Source organism: Desulfosarcina sp., from assembly GCF_055467485.1.
Genome location: NZ_JBUOIV010000052.1, coordinates 1 through 19,304, shown reverse-complemented (window position 1 = coordinate 19,304; position 19,304 = coordinate 1). Strand labels below are relative to the sequence as shown.

General features: G+C 59.7%; 17 protein-coding genes. 1 reads left to right on the top strand and 16 read right to left on the bottom strand.

The genetic code is table 11. From position 1 onward, the window contains the following. Positions 1-216: 216 nt before the first annotated feature. From ACZCED_RS19345 to ACZCED_RS19290, 12 genes are all read right to left on the bottom strand, one after another. The gene (locus tag ACZCED_RS19345; protein ID WP_462970055.1) at positions 217-591 is read right to left on the bottom strand and encodes a response regulator; all 375 of its coding nucleotides are present in this window, start codon (positions 589-591) and stop codon (positions 217-219) included. A gap of 49 nt (positions 592-640) precedes the next feature. Beyond that, positions 641-2,656: a PAS domain-containing sensor histidine kinase gene (locus tag ACZCED_RS19340; protein ID WP_464861477.1), complete on the bottom strand. Its 2,016-nt coding sequence runs from the start codon at positions 2,654-2,656 to the stop codon at positions 641-643. 153 nt (positions 2,657-2,809) lie between these two features. Next, positions 2,810-4,300 (bottom strand): nickel-dependent hydrogenase large subunit, encoded by a 1,491-nt coding sequence (locus tag ACZCED_RS19335; protein WP_464861476.1) that lies wholly within the window; start codon positions 4,298-4,300, stop codon positions 2,810-2,812. 78 nt (positions 4,301-4,378) lie between these two features. Then, entirely contained in the window at positions 4,379-5,317 is a 939-nt protein-coding gene (locus ACZCED_RS19330) for an NADH-quinone oxidoreductase subunit B family protein (protein ID WP_462968461.1), read from the bottom strand. A gap of 132 nt (positions 5,318-5,449) precedes the next feature. Then, positions 5,450-8,413 carry an MMPL family transporter gene (locus ACZCED_RS19325; protein WP_462968460.1) on the bottom strand — a complete coding sequence of 988 codons (2,964 nt, stop codon included), beginning with the start codon at positions 8,411-8,413 and terminating at the stop codon, positions 5,450-5,452. Between the two features lie 148 nt (positions 8,414-8,561). Further along, a complete protein-coding gene (locus ACZCED_RS19320; protein WP_464861485.1) occupies positions 8,562-8,867 on the bottom strand; it encodes a hypothetical protein in 306 nt (101 codons plus the stop codon). A gap of 91 nt (positions 8,868-8,958) precedes the next feature. Continuing rightward, positions 8,959-9,921, bottom strand: coding sequence for an adenylate/guanylate cyclase domain-containing protein (locus ACZCED_RS19315; RefSeq protein WP_462968459.1), 963 nt, complete (start codon positions 9,919-9,921; stop codon positions 8,959-8,961). Between the two features lie 316 nt (positions 9,922-10,237). Beyond that, positions 10,238-10,690, bottom strand: a complete 453-nt coding sequence (locus ACZCED_RS19310; RefSeq protein WP_462968458.1) for a DUF302 domain-containing protein — start codon at positions 10,688-10,690, stop codon at positions 10,238-10,240. Positions 10,691-10,706: 16 nt separating this feature from the next. Next, positions 10,707-11,159 (bottom strand): C-GCAxxG-C-C family protein, encoded by a 453-nt coding sequence (locus tag ACZCED_RS19305; RefSeq protein ID WP_464861475.1) that lies wholly within the window; start codon positions 11,157-11,159, stop codon positions 10,707-10,709. A gap of 51 nt (positions 11,160-11,210) precedes the next feature. Further along, entirely contained in the window at positions 11,211-12,401 is a 1,191-nt protein-coding gene (locus ACZCED_RS19300) for a class I SAM-dependent rRNA methyltransferase (protein WP_464861474.1), read from the bottom strand. Between the two features lie 33 nt (positions 12,402-12,434). Beyond that, positions 12,435-15,320: an FAD-binding and (Fe-S)-binding domain-containing protein gene (locus tag ACZCED_RS19295; RefSeq protein ID WP_464861473.1), complete on the bottom strand. Its 2,886-nt coding sequence runs from the start codon at positions 15,318-15,320 to the stop codon at positions 12,435-12,437. Positions 15,321-15,582: 262 nt separating this feature from the next. Further along, a complete protein-coding gene (locus tag ACZCED_RS19290; RefSeq protein ID WP_464861472.1) occupies positions 15,583-15,933 on the bottom strand; it encodes a glutaredoxin family protein in 351 nt (116 codons plus the stop codon). Between the two features lie 326 nt (positions 15,934-16,259). Between ACZCED_RS19290 and ACZCED_RS19285 the strand changes: the two genes are divergently transcribed. Beyond that, positions 16,260-16,961 carry a class II aldolase/adducin family protein gene (locus ACZCED_RS19285; RefSeq protein WP_462968453.1) on the top strand — a complete coding sequence of 234 codons (702 nt, stop codon included), beginning with the start codon at positions 16,260-16,262 and terminating at the stop codon, positions 16,959-16,961. An 83-nt stretch (positions 16,962-17,044) separates the two neighbouring features. Here ACZCED_RS19285 and ACZCED_RS19280 read toward each other — a convergent pair whose 3' ends face one another. From ACZCED_RS19280 to ACZCED_RS19265, 4 genes are all read right to left on the bottom strand, one after another. After that, positions 17,045-17,974, bottom strand: coding sequence for a radical SAM protein (locus tag ACZCED_RS19280; RefSeq protein ID WP_464861471.1), 930 nt, complete (start codon positions 17,972-17,974; stop codon positions 17,045-17,047). Between the two features lie 7 nt (positions 17,975-17,981). Next, positions 17,982-18,422 (bottom strand): iron-sulfur cluster assembly scaffold protein, encoded by a 441-nt coding sequence (locus ACZCED_RS19275; RefSeq protein ID WP_462968451.1) that lies wholly within the window; start codon positions 18,420-18,422, stop codon positions 17,982-17,984. Between the two features lie 22 nt (positions 18,423-18,444). Further along, entirely contained in the window at positions 18,445-19,056 is a 612-nt protein-coding gene (locus tag ACZCED_RS19270; protein ID WP_464861470.1) for a NifB/NifX family molybdenum-iron cluster-binding protein, read from the bottom strand. Between the two features lie 37 nt (positions 19,057-19,093). Beyond that, positions 19,094-19,304: P-loop NTPase (locus tag ACZCED_RS19265; protein ID WP_464861469.1), on the bottom strand; the 211-nt coding region annotated here is incomplete at its 5' end.

The window sequence follows — 19,304 nt, the reverse complement described above, 5'->3', positions numbered from 1 at the left end:
ATGCGCCCATAAAGAAGTGCCCCCTGGGGTGCCTGCGGGAGTATGTCGAGGGAATTCAATGAGGACCCCGCGCATAGGCTGTGCCAGCAGACATCTTTTAAGGTGGCTGCTTATGAGGGGGGTAAAAAACCGGCCACTTTGCGATGGCAGGTGGTTGGCCAACAGACGGGTACACAATGTCTGCGCGCATGGCGGTTTTTATCATCTTGTGGGCGATCAGGGGGTAGGTTTCATCGATGCTTCTATTTTTTTGATCTCTTTTTCCAGGGCTTCGGTATCCAGCGGTTTGTTGAAAAAGGCGCAGGCATCGAGATCAATGGCCTGGCGGGCCAGATCTCGGTCACCATGGCCGGTGATGACGATGACCCGCGTTTCCGGTGCCAGGGATTTGATTTTCCGCAACACGGCGAAGCCGTCTTTTCCCGGCATCTTGATATCGGTGAGCACAATCGGAGGGAGATGGGTGCTGAAAACCGCTATGCCCGTTGATTCGTTATCTGCCGTCAGGACCTCGTGACCGCATACTTCAAGATAGAGTTTGAGCATCTGCAAGGTCGGTTTTTCGTCATCGATGATGAGGATTTGTGTCATGGTCACACTCGTTGTGAATAAGTTCCGGTTGGATTTGTTGGTTGCCTTTCTACGTGGGTTTAAACCGCATTTCGAACCGCGTCCCTTCACCCACTTTACTTTTTACGGTGATGCTGCCGCCATAATCGCGGACGATGCCGTAGGTGATGGCCAGGCCCAGTCCCATACCCTTGCCCACCTCCTTGGTGGTAAAAAACGGCTCGAATATCTTATCGCGATTCTCCTCGGCAATACCGCTGCCCGAATCTGCCACCGCACACACCACCTCTTCGCTGTCCACATAGGTCTCGATGACGATGTCGCGCGTCCTGATGCCGCCCGAATCGTCGGGCAACTGACCGATGGCGTCCCGCGCATTGGTTACCAGGTTGAACAGGACCTGCTCCAGGCGGTTGGGGTTGGCCAGGATCGTCGGTAAATTGTCCGCCAGTGAATAGGAAACCTGGATGTTGTTCAGCGACAGCTGCTGGCCGATGATTTTCAGCACGTCCGTGACGATGGTGTTGATATTTACCGGCTCTTTTTTGAAATCGGGTTTGCGTCCGAATTCACGGAGTCGGTTGATGATTTCCGAGGCTCGCTGAACCTGGTCGGTGACCGCCGTTGCCACCCGGTTCAACTCCTGGCTGGTAACCGGATGGCCTTTTTCAATTTTACGTTTCAGATAGTCGTTGCCGATTTTGATGGCGTTGAGGGGTTGGGTCAATTCGTGGGCGATGCCGGCCGACATCTCCCCCAAGGTCGTCATCTTGCTGGATTGAAAGAGCTGGGCATCCTTCTCAATGGACTCGGTGATATCCGTGGCCGCCAGGATCAGTGCTTCGCGGTCCTGGTATTTAATGGGGCAGGCCTTGACGCGGATGTAAAACGGCGTGCCGTCCTTTTTATGATGGCGAGCCTTTTGGTTGATAATACACGAGTTCGCCCAGTTGGCGGCGGAATCGGTCCGCAGGCCGGTCGGATAGAATTCGAACTCTCCGAGTTCGCCGTAGGTGCGCCCCAGCAACTCCTCCTTGGTGTAGCCGTAAGCGTCCAATGCCGCTGGGTTGACGTCCAGGATCCGCAGATCGGCAGGCTCGAGCACAAAAATCGGGTTGGGCCCGCTGTCGAACAGCGAGCGGTACTTTTCCTCGGAGTCGTGCAGCGCCGCTTCGGCCATTTTCCGTTCGGTAATGTCCAGGAAGGCCCCGCTGATGAAGTCGATTCGCCCGTTCTCATCGCACAGGATCTGGCTGCTGGCCTGGAGCCAGACGATGTCGCCATTTCTTTTGCGGATCCGGTACTCACGGATATACTGGCGATTGGTCTTGAGTGCATCAACAAACAGTTTTTTGGCTTGTGTCCGATCTTCCGTAATGATCAGGTCGGTCCATTTAAGGGCTTTGGACAGGAACAGCTCCTTGGGGTAACCGGTAATGACCTCGACCTTGTCGTCGAAAAAGTCGATGGAGCCGTCCGGGTATCCCTTGAAAACCACATTGGGAATGTTGTTGATCAGCAGGCGATAATTGCGTTCGCTCTCCCGCAGGGCGATCTCGGATCGTTTTTTTTCGGTGATGTCCGTGGCGATGAACAGGAACCCGTTGACCATGCCGTCCGGGTCCCGCAGGGGATTGATGGACAAGGTGACCGGAAAGGAGCTGCCGTCATTGTGCAGGTAGGTCCACTCCCGCTGCTCCTGATCCGGCTGCATGGCGTAGTGGAAAAAGAGATCGATTCCCTCCACCGGACGCTTTGGGCCGGAGGCTGCCAGCGCTGCCTTCTCCCGGAGGTCCAGGGGGTCGTGGAACACCAGGGGAGTCAGTTTGCCGATCACCTCTCCGGCGGTGTATCCCAGCAGGTTTTCCGCACCTTTGTTGAACACGATGATCAGGCCCTGCTTGTCCGTGGCCACGATGGCCATGTGGGACGCTGAGTCCAGCACGGCCTTGCGTTGGGCGTTGGCTACCTGGAAACGCTGAAGAATCCGTTCGGTCTCCTCGAACTGTTTGACCACCAGGTTGGCGGTGATCTCTGCCGATTCGCGGGAAACCCGGATTTCCTCTTTGAGGATTTCGTTTTCCACCACGAGATCCTGAACCGGGCAGTTTTCCCGGTCCTCACAGTGTACGCATCGTTTGGGCCACCGGTAGGCGGTTTGAAATGGAATCCGGGATTGAGCGGATGGTTGTGCCGCGGGGATCATGTCATCGACCTCAATTGAAAGTGATATCGATCATCAGAACAACTTGATCGCATGGACCGTGCAGACCAGGCATGGGTCAAAGGACCGGACGATCTGCTCCACCTCCACCGGGTCCTCCGGGTCGCGCACCGCCGTCCCTATGACGGCCTGCTCCCAGGGCCCCGGGATCCCGTGCCTGTCGCGGGGGGAGCCGTTCCAGGCGGTGGGTGTGATCACCTGGTAGTTGGCTATCTTTCCGTCCTTGATTACCACCCAGTGCCCCAGGATCCCCCTTGGCGCAGTGACCGTGCCGAAGCTTCTGGCCGACAGCGGCTTGAGTGTGTCCGAGTAAAATTGGGCGTCGGCGTGGGCCATCCCGGAAACGCACTGTTCCACTGCCGGCAGGATCATGGCCGGTCGGACCATGCGGGCCAGTTCCCTGATAAACACGCTGGCGCCGTTGGACCGGACCCAATCAACGAACAGTCCTATGCCGGCCATCAGCAGGTCGGCCAGCGGCCCGGTTTCCGCCGGCTTCCCATCATATCGGGGTGCCTTGGCCCAGGAGTATTTTCGTCCGTCGTCGGAAAAGGGGGCGGCAATGGTTCTACTGTCGAAGGGGTGGCCGGGCGTTTCCTTGAAAAAGGAGTGGCTCACGTCCTCGGTTATTTTTTCCGGATCCAATGGAACCGTTCCCTCCGGGGTGAAGATGGCGGCCGGGAAAAGGGGGCGACAACCACCGTCAGGATCAGGCAGGTCCGGCCCGCCGGCGCTGATGAAGCGATCGTGGCCGCGGCCCAGGTTGTCCAGGCCGCTGGAAAGCGCCATGCGAATGAAAAAACCCAACTCACTGTCCCTATGCGCCGGCGTTTCCGCCAGCCATTGCTGCAGCTCGTCCCACGTGCCGACCGCCTGCCACCGGTCGAGTGTGCAGCCCAGCACCCGTTTCTCGTACCACCTGCGGAAACTGGACAGAATGTGGCGGCATTGGGCGATGTCGCTTCCTCCCGGCACGGACACCACCCCGCCCGGAACCATAAAAGAAGAGTGGGGCCACTGGCCCCCCAGAATGGCGATGATCTCGATGAGTTTTTTCGTTTCCTGCAGGGTCTGGACGGTGGATTGTCCCTTGAGGGGCCGGTAGCGGGCGACCGCCTCTTCGTAGAGGGGATGGTCGGCATAGCGGGTGCGGGTAAAATCGGGCATGAACAGCAAAAAGAGGTGTCGAAGGTCGTTTTGCAGCTGTTCGACCATCAGTGTTGCGCTTCTCAGGCGATGGGCATCGGCGGGGATGGAGACGTTATAGGCCATATCCAGTGCCTTTGCAGCGGCGTTCAGGTGAGCCGTGGTGCAGATGCCGCAGATTCGTGGCGTGATCACCAGGCTGTCCAGTGGGCCCCGGCCGGTCATCAGGTTCTCGATGCCCCGGTACATCGTCCCTACACTCCTGGCCGCTGTCACCACGTTTTCCCGGTCCAGTTCCAGGTGGATTTCCAGGTCTCCCTCCACGCGATTCAAAGGGATGATTTTTTTGATCGTCGTCATGTGTACCCGCTGTCACCGTTTGTCGGTTTGGCTTGAAAACCAGTGTGAAAACCTCTTGCAGCGCTGCATTTCAGGCGGCTAAATACTGGTCTTGCGTTCCATCAGGCGCTTCGGGGCCGCCGCCGCGGCCATGCCCTTGTAAGCCATATAATGGGCCCGGCTCACGCCGTCGGGCAGTTCAATGGGAATGCCCTCGATGTTGCGTGTCTCGAAGAAAGGGTACTGTTGGGGAAAATCGGGCCGGGTGCAGCCGAAACAAGGCACCCCTACGCGAGTCTTCGACGATCGCCGGTTCCACAGGGCCTTGTTACAGGGGCCGGTGACCAGCGGGCCGTGGCATCCCATGTAAAAAAAGAGACACCCCCGCTCGCCGAAGCATTTTTCTTCCACCCGATACTCATGATATTCGTTGCGGGTGCACCCCTGGTGGACCATCACCCCATACCAGTCTGTGGGTGTATGGTAATGCCCGAGGTTTACGCTAACATCTGCGGCCAGGGCCGACAGGGTTCCCACCACCACATCGCAATGGCAGGGGCATCCGGGCAGGTTGATCACCGGATATCCCCCACCGGACAGGAAGGTCTGGCCCAGGAGCCCTCCCATCTCCCACTTGTTGAATTGAAGTCCCCCTGCCATGGTTTCGCTGTCTGCGCCGATACCGCCGAAACTGGCGCAGGTGCCTACCGCCAGAACGACCTGGGCGCGCTGGGCCAGTTCATAGAGAAAGTCTTTGCGAGGTCCACCGGGCAGCATGTCGAAGCGGCCGGTGCCCTCGGGTCCGTTGATCACCGATCCTTCCACACACAGAATATCCAGGGGCTGGTCGCCTGACAGGATACGCCGATTCAGCGTCGCCAGCTCTGCTGCCGACGTGGCGCTGAGTGCATGGTGCCAAAGCACGTCGATGTCGAACGCCTCGAAAAGCTCCACGGGATCCGGCGTGTCGGCATTCATCAGTGACCAGGTGTCGCCGCCGCAGCTGCCGCCCTGGATCCAGTATAAGGTTTTAGGCATGCTTGCTCTCCCGTGCAGTCGTGATGGTAAACGCACCTCCCGCTTGCCTTGCCGCAGGGGGGTGTCGGTGACAGATGAATGTGTACCGGCAACTATTCTAATTCAGCCCGGGGTCATAAGGCAAGGCCTGGTTCAACCGGTCTTTTTCAAGGCCGGAAAAGATAGGGTGACCGTCGTTCCTGTCCCCCGTTGGCTCGACACGGTGATTCGCCCGCCGCTGTCGCGAACGATCTCGTTGCTGATGGACAACCCCAGGCCCTTGCCTCTGCCGGCGCTCTTGGTGGTAAAGAAAGGTTCAAAGATGCGGTCATGGACGTGCTCGGCAATACCCGTACCGGTGTCGGTGATGGTGACCACGACCGACCCGCTGATTTCAGCTGCGGTGACGGTGATGACGTGATTCCGCTCACGCTCCTCCGATTCCCTGTGGCGTGCGATGGCTTCTCTGGCGTTGTCAAAAATATTGTAGACCGCCTGCACCATCCGGCCGTGATGGCCCATGACCGGCGGCAGGTTCGGTTCAATGTGGACGTCCAGCGATATGGACTCCAGCTTGAGCTGGTTCTCCATAAAGGCCAGGGTGTCCTCGATGGGTTTTCGGATCTGAAGGGGTGCCTTCTCGAACGCCGGTGCCTGGCCCATTTCGCTGAGCCGCTGAATCATCTGTGACGCCCGGGCCACCTGATTGCCGATCTCACCGGCAACGGCAGCCAGGTGCGATGCTTTCAACGGACCCTTTTGCCGGGCCATCATCTTGAGAAAATCGCTGCCCACCTTGATGGCGTTCAGCGGCTGGTTCAATTCGTGAACCGTTGCCGGGGAAATGCCGCCCACCGTAGGCATCATCTTGAGCAGATCCCAGGCCGTCACCAGCTCCACGTGCATCATCAGGGCCGGCAGCAGGATGACGTCGCCGATCAAGGCGGAGATCATGGTGACCATCATGAGAAAACCGAAGATGGCGGTGGGCTGAAAATGCGAGAAAATCAGCACGGAGAAGCCCAGGCCGATCGTCAGCGAGCTGAAAATGATGGGCCTGCCCACGTTCATCAAGGTGTCGCGCATGGCCCGGTCTTTGTCCAGGTCCCGTTTGAATTCGGTGTTGTAGCGCACCAGGTAGTGGATGGTGTCGTCCACGGCCAGACCGATGGCTACGCTGGCGATCAGGCTGGTCGCTACGGAGAGCGGGATTCCCAGCAGCCCCATGAGTCCGAAATTCACCAGGATGGGAAACAGGTTGGGCACCACGGCGATGAGGCCGACTTTGCTCGAGACGAACAGCACCACCATCACGGCGAAGATCAGCACCAGGGAAATGATCAGGCTTTTGACCTGCCCCAGGGTGAGGACTTGGCTGGAAGCGGCGATGACCATGCCCAGGCCGGTGACCTCTAAAGTAACGTCATCGTCGTCGGCGTTGGCGGCATGGGCCAGAATCCGGTCGCGCGTGTGGATGAAGTCGCGCGAGTTGGCAATGTGGGTGAGCATGAGAATGTTGACCTTGCTGTAGTCGGCATTCATGAAACGCTGCAGCAGGTCATTTCCCAGGATGATCTTGAAGTTGTTCATCAGCATCCTGAGTTCATAGCTGTCTTCGGGCAGCTCATAAAACTGCGGGTCGAATCGATTGGTGACATAGTTGACCAGTTTGAGGTAATCGGCCAGGGAAAGGGTCTTGTCCACGCCCGGCAGCTGGTCCAGAAAGGACTGCAGCCGGGCGATGCCGGCCACATTGGCGGGCGTTTCGAAGAAATCCGATTCGCCGCCGTCCATGATCACGTTGATGGGAAAGCTTCCGGACATATCCCGGTAGATATTGTGGAAATGCATGCTCACATCGGTGCTGCGCTTGAAGAACGCCACCGGGTTGGTTTCTACGCGCACCCGCAGCACGCCGGCCATGCAGACGATCGATACCAGGCCGATGGCGATCAGGCAGGCTTTGCGGTGCTTCAGGTTCAAGGCGATGATGCCTGCAAGGAGGCCGTCGAAAAAACGATCGATGGCCGGCGGGCCGTCGGTGGTGGCGGTTGGCAGCGGCAGCCAGGCGAGCATGGCCGGGAAAAAGGCGAGCAGGATGACCGTCAGACTGACCATACCGAAACAGGCGAACAGGGCAAACTCCTGAATGGCCGTGATGCGGTTGATCCCGAGCGACCCCAATCCGATGAGCGTGGTGGCCACCGCCAGGGTGACCGGAAAGGCCAGGCGACTGAAGACGGCCAGGCTGGCAGCTCGGTTCGACGGCGATGTTTTGACCAGCTGGAGGTATTCGGTGCAGATGTGCAGGCAGTATGCCGTGCCGACGGCAATCAGGAACACCGGGACGATAATCGTGAGCATGGAGACGGAGATGCCGCTCAGGGACATCAGACCGAACGTCCAGCAGACGGCCAGGGTCACACACGAAAGCGGCAGGACCAGGCAGTGCAGATTACGGAACAGTCCAGCCAGAAGCAGGGCGATGACGATCAGGGTAATGGGCGTAAGATGAAGAAAATCCTGCCGGGTATATTCCGCCAGTGCTTCGGAGACCAGAGGCATGCCGGTCTGATAGAGCCGCAGGTCCCTGCCGGTGGTCTCGAAGAGCCGTTCGACAGCCGCGATGGCTGTGTCCTTATCCGCCTGGGCGTCGAGGACCAGGGTGATGATGGTGGTTTTTCGGTCAGCTGAGATCAGATTGCGCTGAAACAGTTCCACCGGCGTCAGCACGGCGGCGAATTGGGTCATGTCCCATTGACCGCTTCGATCGACGTTTTTCCTGACTTCAGGCAGGCTGATGACCCTTATGACGCCGTGGATTTGCGCTGCAGCGTCGGACAGTTGGGTGATTTTGGCGAAAGTGGCCGGGTCGAGAACGTCATCGGCTCTGATCACCAGCCGGATGATCTCATCGGAGCCGAACTGCTTCAGGAACTGATTGTAGCGGGCCGACTCGTCCAGGTCCTCGATGACCAGGTCGTAAACGGTGGTTTTGAAGGAGAGCCCCGGAAGGTGCCAGGCAAAGAAAAAGGTAATGGCAGCGCAGCACAAGAGCACCCACCCAGGCCGGTTGACCACCATATTCAGATAGGCGTTGAAGGAGAGCCGTTTCATTCAGTCGTCAACCCTGCATGTCGGACGATATCTGATTCCACTCAAACGGGTGGTGCTTCTTTCACTGTTAACACCAAACCTGCGAGGGTGCAAGCCAGGCTGCGCCGGTCGGGTGCTGCCGCATCGGTTTCCAGCGGGTCGAAAGCTGTCAATGTTTCTGCGATTCTCGTTTACCCGCAAGCCGGTGGATGCGTCCGGGCCGGTCCCCGTTTACCGGTTGCTGCTGAATCAGTGACCGGATGGTGTCGCTATAGCCTGCCGATTTGAAAAATGAGATCCTGATGAAATCGGGCAAGCGGCTGCGGTCGATCGGTTCGGGATCGCTTTCCATGAGATAGCCAAGGTAGCGGGTATTGTTGACGTGGTGTGTCCGGGCGACACGGGAGGGCTTTTGAACCGCGGCAGCAACGTATTTCGCGTCGTTTGCGGCGGGGTTAGCGAGCGAACCTGAAATCGATATTCATCCTTACGGCGAAGATTCCCCGCGGCTTGCCGCGGGGAATCTTCAATTGCATGAGATCGGATGGTTATTGCATGCAGATGGCTTACGCCGGTTGAATGCCGAAAAGGTGCTCCTGCCCGGTGCGTCCCCGGATCTCCCGGTTTCCCAGGTCCATGAGCGGCAATTCCTGCGTCACCCACGATGCCGTTTCCCGGCACAAGACAATCGGTGCAGGAAGTGTTTTGTTGGCCATGGAGGAGAGGCGGAATGCCAGGTTGATACAGTCGCCCACCAACGCCATGCCGGCTGAGCGCGACCCGTAGTGGGAAAGGGTAACCTGGCCGGTGGTCAGCCCCCAGCCCAGCACCGGGAGGGGCATCGAAACCCCCCGGTCAGTCAGTTGCCGGTGGATTTCCGGGACGCTGCGAAGCTGGGCGATGGCGGCTCGGCAGGCGGCCAGCGTATGGTCGGTGGAAAAGCCATCGGGGTGCTCCCAGAAAGCGAAGACCGCATCGCCGGCATAATCCTTGACCGTGCCCTGGTACTCGTTCACGATGCTGCTGAATCGGGAGAAGATCGCCTTGATGAGGGTGTAGACCAACGCCGAGTCGGTCTTCTGGGAAAACGCAGAGAATCCCCGAACATCGGCGACGAGGCTGGTGACGCAGACCGCAGCCGGTCGGATGGCGGTCTGTTCCATCCAGATTTCCTCTTCCCGCTGGTCGGCCAGATCCGGGCAGGAGATACGGATGCACGTGCCGCCCAATGAGATGCGATCCCCATCTTTGAGCTGCCGGGCAGTGCCCGGGGCCATGCGGACGTCGTTGATCCATGTCCCGTTTTTGCTCATGTCGGTGATTTCGACGCCATGGCGGCCCAGCCGGACCACGGCATGGTCCCTTGAAACCATGGGATTGCGCACGAGGATGCACTTGTCGCTCTCAATGCCGCGGCAGACCCGGCCGAGGAAGATCTTGTCAGTCAGCGTGAGACGGTGGGACACACCGTGTTCGTCCTGCCATTGCAGACTGGGATTGGGATCGGGCGTCAGAACGTCGGATGGCATCGCGGTCACTATTCCTCATCAACAGCTTGCTGCGGATCACTTCCCATAACCCACAGGCGCAACGCGGATCGGCGCCATGTTCAAAGGCGTCGGCGCGGCGATGGCCCGCCATCGAACGGTTGCGGTAGAGATATAAGCATCGGAAAAGTATCCTATTCTTATCATACCGGCATGTGTGCGGCAACGGGCAATATGATTGGGATAGGTACTGTTCTTATGTATCATCATTCTTCTGTATAAGAATACCAACTTGGGCGAATGGTGTCCCGGGAGGCGCCCGGTCATTTTTTCGTAATGGGGATGCCGGTCGACAAGGTCAGGGCAATGTAGCTGCCTGGGCGAAATTCGACAGGACCTGCTCCATTTTCTGAATGGTTTCTCCCATCTCGGTGATTCCATGGCGGCGGGCCAGGTAATCCGGGGCGTTGTAGGTGAACCAGACTTCACCGGCGTTGTCTTCCCAGATCAGGGCTTTCAACGGCAGGTCGATGCCGATGGACCGGCTGCGCTGAATCAACGGGGTCCCCATGGCCGGGTTGCCGAAAATGATCAGCAGGGTCGGCTTTAACGTCTGGCCGACGCGCTGGGCACCGGCAGCATGGTCGATGCGTGCAAACACGGTGACGCCCTTTTCCTTCAAGGCGCTTTCCAGACGGTTGGCGGTGGTCACCACGTCATGGCTGCTTTTTCGACTGACCAGGCCGCCCTGGGCGGCGGCCGGACCGGCCATGAAAAGCGTTAACAGAAGGATCAGGATGGTTTTTATCATTGGAATCTCTCCTTATTTAATTTTCGACCAACGCCGCAATCACCTGCGTGGCGATGGCGGCGGCTTCCACGGTGTACTGGCGGCACTTGACGATCAGGTTGTCTTCCTTAAACTGCCGCTGGCCTTCGAGGGTGTCTAAGCGGCAGCCGATCAGCTCAGGGCAGGCGGTGGAACCGAAACGGGCCCTGAAAAGGTTCTCCAGATGGGCTACCGCCCGGTAGTTTTTTTCCAGAGAATCGGTGGGCTTCTCTCGCCCCGAAAACAGGTTCACGGCCATGAGGGCACCGGTGAAGGCCCCGCACATACCCCCGGTTCGGGCCATGCCGCTGCAAAACCCCGTGGCAATTTTCGGAATCCATCGGGATTGAATGCCATGGTGGTCGCAGACGGCCATCAATACGCTTTCCGCACAGTAGAAGCCCGCGTCGAAATAGACACCGCTCTGACGGGCAACATCGTCAATGGCCATCTACGCATCCTTTCAATGTACTGATCATTCGACAGCCTTCAGGCCGGACCACTAAGCAACGCGGCACACCAACCCCTTGAGGTAGGTGCCCTCGGGAAAATTCAAAGCCGTGGGGTGATCCGGCGGCTGGTTCAGCCAATGCACGATCTGCGCCTGGCGACCGGCATCCAGGGCGGCATCGGCCACGATCTTCTGAAACAGGTCGCGTCCCATGAGACCGGAGCAGGAGAAGGTGAACAGGGTGCCGCCGGGCCGCAGCAGTTCAAAGGCCAGACGGTTGATGTCCTTGTACCCCCGGCTGGCCTTCATTAAATCGCCTTTGGACGTAACGAACTTCGGCGGATCGAGAATGACCCCATCGTAAGTCCGATCGCCGGTGCGATACTGTCTGAGCAGGTCGAACACGTCGCCGGTCACGTGGTCGACCCGGGTGCTGTCCAGGCCGTTGAGCGCCACATGGGTGCGGGCCAGTTCCAGGGCGGATGCCGAGGCGTCGATGTTGACCACGCGGGATGCGCCGGCCCTGAGCGCGGCCACGGCGAACGCGCCGGTGTAGGCGAAGCAGTTGAGCAGGACCTTCCCCTTCGCATGGGCAGCCACGCAGGCCCGGTTGTCGCGCTGGTCTAAGTAAAATCCGGTTTTATGTCCGCCTTTGACGTCGACCCGGTAGCGACAGCCGTTCTCTTCAATCTCGACCAGGTCGGGCGGCTCCGCTCCGCGGAGGCAGCCGGTGACCGGGACCATTCCCTCTTTTTTGCGCACATCCACGTCCGAGCGTTCATAGATGCCCGACAGGTTGGGAATCAGCTCCTTGAGGCAATCGACGATGCTGGTTTTCCAGCGGTCGGCCCCAGCGCTGAGAAACTGGCAGACGACCCAGCGGTCGTAACGGTCGACGATCAGTCCGGGCAATCCGTCCGACTCCCCGGCCACGAGGCGGCTGGCATTGGTGTCGGCGCCTGCCATGATCGTCCGGCGAAGATCCAGTGCCTGTTGCAGGCGCTTTTCGAAAAATCCAGGGTCGATCGCTTCCGCCTGATCGAATGTCCAGGTGCGCACGCGGATCTGGGAATGGGGCGAATAGGCCCCCCGGGCCAGCCAGCGCCCGTCAGCGGCGAGCACATCCACGGTATCGCCCGGCCGGGGCTGTCCGTCAGCCCGGGCGATGGCCCCGGAGAAAATCCAGGGGTGGCGGTTAAGCAGCGATTTTTCCCGCTTGGTCTTCAGGATAATTGACGGCATCCGTGCTTTTCCTCGGTCTTCAGTTCTCAGTCATCAGACATCTGATCCATTTGTGCACTGATCCACCAGGACCATGATGGATCGATAGGGAATGCCGCTGTGATGGGACAGCCCGATTTCGCAGGTGCGGCTGTTGGCGTAGCCCGCCGTGCAGCCGGCTACGGCCGGCTGCAAACCGGAAAGGGCGGCGGTGTTGAGTTCAGGAACGTTGAAACCCCGGTCTCCGGCGAACCCGCAGCATTCGATGCCGTAAGGGATCACCACGGTTTCGGCACAGGCGTTGGCCACAGTCGCAAAGGCGTTATCCAGGCCCATTTTACGCGCGCTGCAGGTGATGTGCAGGGCCACGGGAGCTTCGGTTCGGGTGATGGTCAGCCGATCGAGCAGATGGGTGGCAGTGAATTCCACCGGCTCAAAGAGGGTCAGCCGCGGCCCGAACGTGCGTCGCATGCGTTCCAGGCATGGGCTGGTATCGCACAGCACGGGCAGGCGACCGTTGCCGGAGGCCGCCAGCAACGACTTTTCCAACGCATCGGACATGCGGTCGGCCTGGTCGAAAAAGCCCTTGCTCTCGAAGGGCAGGCCGCAGCACAGGTCCTCCATCTGTCGTGGATAGATCACCCGGTAGCCGGCCCGGCGCAGCACCCGTTCGGTGACCACGTGCAGCGGCTCGGCCAGCGGGTCGCCAGCGGCGGGCCCCATGGTCCGGCTGACACAGGCCGGAAAATAGACCACCGCCCGTTCGCCCTTTCCTGTGGACCGGCCGCGGGGAGGCGCCGACGCCGTGGGCAGTGACGGCAGCCAGGCCGGCAGCCGGTTGCCGGACAGGTGCCTCAGGGAACCGGCCAGGCGGTTCATGGTTGCGGTGCCGAGCATGCGGTGCAGCCCGTCGGCAACCTTGAGCCCGGCCCGGATGCCGGCGGTCAGCAGGCCGAAATGGTCGGCGGCCCGGTCGGCCAGCCACTGGTAGGGCCGGGCTTTGACCATCCGCGAGCGAAAGGTTTTGGTGAATTTACCGGTGTCCACCTCCACGGGGCAGGCCACCCCGCACAGGCCGTCGGCGGCACAGGTGGCCTCGCCCTGCCAGGCGTACCCCTTTTTCAATTCGGCCAGGCGGGCCGCATCGTCGCCCGAGGCCGTGAGACGGGCGATCTCCCGCTGGATCACGATGCGCTGGCGGGGAGTCAGGCTCAGGTTGCGCGACGGGCAGTGGCATTCGCAGAAACCGCATTCCATGCATGCGTCGATCAGCGGATCGGCCGGAGGCAGCGGTTTGAGATGCTCCAGGTGAACCGCCGGGTTGGCGTTGAGAATTACGCCGGGATTGAGCAGGCCACCGGGATCGAAGATGGCTTTGATCTCCCGCATCAGCCCATAGGCATCGCTACCCCACTCCTTTTCCACAAAAGGGGCCATGTTGCGGCCGGTGCCGTGCTCGGCCTTGAGCGACCCGTCGTAGACATCCACCACCATGTGGGCGATGTCTTCCATGAAGCGGGCGTAGCGGTCCAGTTCGGCCGAATGCCCGAAATTGGGCGAAAAAACGAAATGCAGGTTGCCGGCCAGGGCGTGGCCGAAGATAATGGCCTCCCGGTAGCCGTGCTTGGCAAACAGGGCCTGCAGGTCCAGGGTGGCCGGCGCCAGGCTGTGGATGGGAAAGGCCACGTCCTCGATGAGCACCGTGGTGCCCAGATCCCGCACGGCCCCCACGGAGGGCAGCAGCCCCTTGCGGACCTTCCACAGATTGTCGCTCCGGCCGGCATGGTCAGTAAAAACCGCCGGAAAAGCCAGGTCCGCCCCCTCCAAGTGCCATTCGTGGGTCCGGCCGCCGTCGGCGGTGCGCATGGTCACCCGTTTTTCCAATGCGTCGGCGATAGCCTGGACGTTGGCTGACAGGGTGGCAAAATCAGCCGCCTGGGTTTCCACCAGCAGGGCGGTGGTGGTGGCAGAGACGCCGCGAATCATGGCCGGCATGCCTGCCTTTCCCTCCACGCTGCCCAGGGAGGCCCGGTCCATCAATTCAGCGGCGGCCACGGGCAGGGCCTGCATGCGTTGTGCCGTGCGACAGGCCCCCTCGATTTGCGGAAACATCATCAGCGCCGTGGATTTAAAAGGCGGCGCTGCCACCGTCCGGTAGACAATGTGGGAGATAAAGGCCAGGGTTCCCTCGGAACCGATCATCAGGTGGGTGATGATGTCGAAGGGGTCGCTGAAATCCACCAGGGCGTTGAGGCTGTAACCGGTGGTGTTCTTGATCTTGAATTTGTTGCGGATCCGTTCGGCCAGGGGCGGGTCGGCCTTGACCCGCCGGGCCAGATCGTCCAGGCCGTCCAACATGCGGCCGTGGGTTGTCTTGAAGGCCTCGCGGCTGCGGGCATCGCCGGTATCCAACACCGTGCCGTCCGCCAGCACGATACGGATGCTGTCCACCGTCTGGTAGCTGTTCTGGGCGGTGCCGCAGCACATGCCCGAGGCGTTGTTGGCGGCAATCCCGCCGATCATGGCGGCGTTGATCGACGCCGGGTCAGGGCCGATCTTGCGCCCAAAAGGGGCCAGGATGCCGTTGGCGCGGGCGCCGATGATGCCCGGCTGCAGCCGGATTTTGCGGCCGGCGTCGAGCACCTCCCACTGCTGCCACGATTCGCCGGCCACCAGCAGCACCGAGTCGCTGATGGCCTGGCCGGACAGGCTGGTGCCGGCGGCGCGGAAGGTGACCGGGATGTTTTGTTCACCGGTTTGCCGCAGGATTCTGGATACCTCGGTTTCGTCGTCCGCCCGCACCACGATCTTGGGGATCAGCCGGTAGAAACTGGCGTCGGTGCCGTAGGCCAGGGTGCGCAAGGGGTCGGTGGCCATGCGGGATTCGGGGAGGAAGGACTTCAGATCGTTGTAGAACTGGCGGTATGCGGCGTCGAGCATGCGAACTATCTCCTGGTACACCGCGCTTGGAACGACACGGTTGGGTATGGGGAAAAACAACCCCTGGTCGGGCCATTGATCAGATATGGTTAATACGGAATTTAATTCACGGTAAGTGGTTTGGCAATGATTGAATGATGTTCGCCGCGAAGGCCGACGGGAGTGGCGTTGGACTCGAAGACGGTTATTACATCCGGGCCTCGGTGGGTCATGGATGACCCCTGACGCAAAGAGGGAACCGCCAACCGGTGGTATACGACCGTCAGGGCAATCCGAGCGCCCGATCGATGGCCGATGGGTTAAAACCGGCGATGCGCTGATCACCGATGACGATCAGGGGCACGCCCCTTCCATTGAGCGCCTCGAATTCCTGGCGGGCTTTTTTTGATCGGGTGATGTCGTGCTCGGTAAAGCGAATGCCGTGCTGACTGAAATAAGCTTTGGCCTGGTGGCAGTATCCGCAAGTCGGCGTCGTGTACATGACCCCGCCGGGGCTGCTTTTCCTTTTTCGTATTTGGTCGGTGGTATCCAGCGACAGCTCGGTGTTATAACGGTCGATTGTTTTTTGCAGGCGGCCGGCATCCTTCCTACCGCCACCTTTGACCGCTTCCATTTTTCTTATGGTCTGGGTATTGCCGGCCGGCTATTTTAATTCAATCCGATTTGGTATAATGGCAAATCAACGGTATCTATCGATGAGTGGCTCAATGCTATACAAACAATGGGGAAAAAGGGTGTTGAAAACCGCCATGAGCGCCGGCAGGACAAGGCAAAATTTGTCGAAAAAGCGGGGTTTGTGTGTGATAAATGAGCATGTTGAACCAAATGTTAACGCTGTATGGCCAAGCGCAATAGGTTTTCAACGGCCTGTTAAATAATCCAGCCATTGGCGATGACTGCTTTTTATATAGATCCGAAGGGTGACTATGAGGAGAAGCGATGGACCCGTACCATAAGAATCGCAAGGATGTCGTCGACTGCTGCCAGTGGCTGTGCCGGCACGGCTATTTCGGATCCCTGCTCAGTGCCGGGGGCAATGTGTCCGTGCGGGTTCCCGGCAAACCGGTGCTGGTGATCACCCCGTCGGGCAAGCCATACCGTGAACTGGTTCCGGAATCGATCTGCGTGGTGGATTTCGACCTGAACCGCATCGACGGCGACCTGGCGCCTTCCATCGAAACGGCCATGCACGTGGGCATCTATCAGAGCCGGCCGGATGTGGGGGCTGTGGTTCACACCCACCAGGCCTACGCCAGTATTTTTGCCCTGATCAACCAGCCCATCCCGGCCCTTTTCGACGAGGTGGCCCTGGCTATCGGCGAAACCGTGGACGTGGTGCCCTATGCCTTTTCCGGGACACCCGAGCTGGTGCAACAGGTCAAGCGAACAGTGGGCAACCGCTGCCACTGTTTCATCATGCAGAACCACGGGGCACTCAACCTGGGAAAGACCCTGGAGGACGCGTGGAAGCACGCCGAGCTGCTGGAGAAGACGGCCCAGGCCTATTACCATGCCCTGACCACCGGCAAACCGGTGACCACCCTTCCCGTCGAGACGGTCCAACGGGTCAACGCATTGCGCAAACCGGCGCCAGGTTTTCCCGATCAGGTGTCAAAAAAGACAGCGGATGATGAAGTATGATCATGATTACAGAAAGGTGTCGTCATCGTCCGCAAGGTTGCGAATGATGACCGGCGAGATCGGTGCGGCAGCCGGTTGCGGCCTCACTTGGCCGCGTAATAGACCGCCTGGTTTTTCCAGTCGGATCGGATCTGATCCTTTTTTAGGAGCGCGCCCAAATATTTGGATACTTCGTTGATGTGCATGCCAAATGCCGCTTCGATGTGTTCGATCTTACAGGGCCGGCGTCTGAGCATGGCCAGAATGGTTGCTTCATTGGCCTGGATCGCAGTCGAACGCTGGCTGTTGAACCCGGCGGCAATTTGGGCCGGTGGATCGAACACATCGCATAGCGCTTCCAGCTGTGTCATGGGCACAGCGACGGCAAAATCTTCGGCGGGCGGCCGGACGACGGTGTTCAGATGAACGCGGTCCGGTTTGAGTTCCCGTGACAGGCTGGCGATCTTCTCAACATCCCTGGCCATGGCGTTCAAGCCTGACAGCAGGAAGACTTCCAGCCACAGCCGGCCATCGAACCCGTCGCGGAACTGGTTCAACCCATCCATAACCGACTCGAAGGCAAGCATGCGGTGCGGTCGGTTGACCCACTCGAATGATTTCTGGTCCCAGGCGCTCAGGGATACCTTGACCACATCGGCCAAAGCGGCGGCCTCGCGCACGTCCGGCAGGGTGAGCAGGGTTCCGTTGGTCAGCAGCACCGACGGAATCGGCCGATCTCGAAGAAAGGCCAGCACCCGGCCAAAATCGGCATGCAGGGTGGGTTCGCCCGAGCCGGAGAGGGTCAGGTAATCGGCATCGCCGTCGGTTTGCAGCCAGTGGTCGATTTCATCGATGACATCGGCCGTGGGGACGTACGCTTTTCGCTCCAGCGTTTTTTGCGGTGTCCGGCCCAGCTGGCAGAAGACACAGTCCAGGCTGCAGGTTTTATGGGGGGTCAGGTCAATGCCCAGCGAGCGCCGGAATCGACGGGACGGCACCGGGCCGAACAGATATCGGAATGCTGGATGTTTCATGGACGTCTCATTCGGTTTTCTGCCTGTCGATCATATACCGGTTCAAGGCTTCCTGAAGGGTTTCGGCTGCCAGAAACGCGCAGTGCCGATCTTCTTCCGGAAACCTGCCGAGTTTTTCCAGGATGGCATCGCCGGTGATTGCCACCCGTTCATCGGGATTTTTTCCGATGGCCATTTCTGCCGCAAAGGAGCCGCATACCGTGCTCGATCCGCAACCATCGGTCAGGTAGGCAGCGTGACACATCCGGTCGTTCTCGAATTTTAAGAAGATCTGCATGGTGTCGCCGCACTTGCCAGTCACCCGTGCGTGTGAATCGGGGGCGTCCAGCGGCCCGCGATAGCGCGGATTGCGCCAGCGCTGAAAGCCGGCTTCTCCGAAGGCTTCCCGGGTTTCGTCAAATATCCGTTGCTGCAGGTTTTCTATAAATGCATCAAGATTGTCAGTCATATCGACGGCTTTTTTCTCATGATCATGACAGCTGTTTCATCCGGGCGTGGATGGCGTCCATCTGTTTTTTCAAATCGTCGGCCTGCTGCCGCAATTGGGCCAGCTCCTGCTCCCCGGTCACGTTCCCGGACGTGTCTGGGGCACCCGGCGATCCGGCGCCGTAAAGGTTCCTGCATCGTCCGCCCATTCCCCGGCCACCGCAACCGCCCATGCCCCGGCCGCTCCTGAGGTTCATGCCCGGCTGTCCGGCCTCCGGGACCGATACCTGCTGGGCGGCTCCGGACACACCGGGAATGTTGCCGCGGGTGGATGGGTTGAGTTCCCCGCGTTTAAACTGTTCCACGACCTCTTTGATCGTCCCGTGTTGACCGGTGATCACCTTGACCGTCGTTGCGGCAAAAACCTGCATGGCTTTGGGCCCGCAATTGCCGGTAATGACCGCTTCCACGCCTTTGGATGCGACCAGGCTGGCCGATTGGATGCCGGCACTGGTCGACAGGTCGGCATTGGTGTTTTCGATCACTTCGCAGCTCATGTCATCCGTTTCGAGGATCATAAAATACCGGCACCGGCCGAAGCGTTCATCGATGTTCGATTCGAGATTTGTTCCGGCTGCACTGACGGCGACTTTCATTTCAGGGTCTCCTTTTCCTTGCTTTTCCACCTACCGGTTACCCTTGCGTGGCCCGGTAGATCTGGGTGGCGATCTCGCCGAAAACCCGGCTCGCCGGGGCGTCGGCATACTGTTCCTGGTAGGAGATGCCGGCATCCCCGCATTGGACGATATGCGGATCGAAGGGAATCCGTCCCAGCAGTTTCAACCCGGCCAGCGCCGCCGTTCGTTCACCGCCGCCTGAGCCAAAGATGTCGACGGATTTTCCG

Coding starts and splice junctions, on each gene's coding strand:
- ACZCED_RS19345 (WP_462970055.1), bottom strand. CDS start 591: ATGACACAAATCCTCATCATCGATGACGAAAAACCGACCTTGCAGATG.
- ACZCED_RS19335 (WP_464861476.1), bottom strand. CDS start 4,300: ATGACGACGATCAAAAAAATCATCCCTTTGAATCGCGTGGAGGGAGAC.
- ACZCED_RS19330 (WP_462968461.1), bottom strand. CDS start 5,317: ATGCCTAAAACCTTATACTGGATCCAGGGCGGCAGCTGCGGCGGCGAC.
- ACZCED_RS19325 (WP_462968460.1), bottom strand. CDS start 8,413: ATGAAACGGCTCTCCTTCAACGCCTATCTGAATATGGTGGTCAACCGG.
- ACZCED_RS19315 (WP_462968459.1), bottom strand. CDS start 9,921: ATGCCATCCGACGTTCTGACGCCCGATCCCAATCCCAGTCTGCAATGG.
- ACZCED_RS19310 (WP_462968458.1), bottom strand. CDS start 10,690: ATGATAAAAACCATCCTGATCCTTCTGTTAACGCTTTTCATGGCCGGT.
- ACZCED_RS19305 (WP_464861475.1), bottom strand. CDS start 11,159: ATGGCCATTGACGATGTTGCCCGTCAGAGCGGTGTCTATTTCGACGCG.
- ACZCED_RS19300 (WP_464861474.1), bottom strand. CDS start 12,401: ATGCCGTCAATTATCCTGAAGACCAAGCGGGAAAAATCGCTGCTTAAC.
- ACZCED_RS19295 (WP_464861473.1), bottom strand. CDS start 15,320: ATGCTCGACGCCGCATACCGCCAGTTCTACAACGATCTGAAGTCCTTC.
- ACZCED_RS19290 (WP_464861472.1), bottom strand. CDS start 15,933: ATGGAAGCGGTCAAAGGTGGCGGTAGGAAGGATGCCGGCCGCCTGCAA.
- ACZCED_RS19285 (WP_462968453.1), top strand. CDS start 16,260: ATGGACCCGTACCATAAGAATCGCAAGGATGTCGTCGACTGCTGCCAG.
- ACZCED_RS19280 (WP_464861471.1), bottom strand. CDS start 17,974: ATGAAACATCCAGCATTCCGATATCTGTTCGGCCCGGTGCCGTCCCGT.
- ACZCED_RS19275 (WP_462968451.1), bottom strand. CDS start 18,422: ATGACTGACAATCTTGATGCATTTATAGAAAACCTGCAGCAACGGATA.
- ACZCED_RS19270 (WP_464861470.1), bottom strand. CDS start 19,056: ATGAAAGTCGCCGTCAGTGCAGCCGGAACAAATCTCGAATCGAACATC.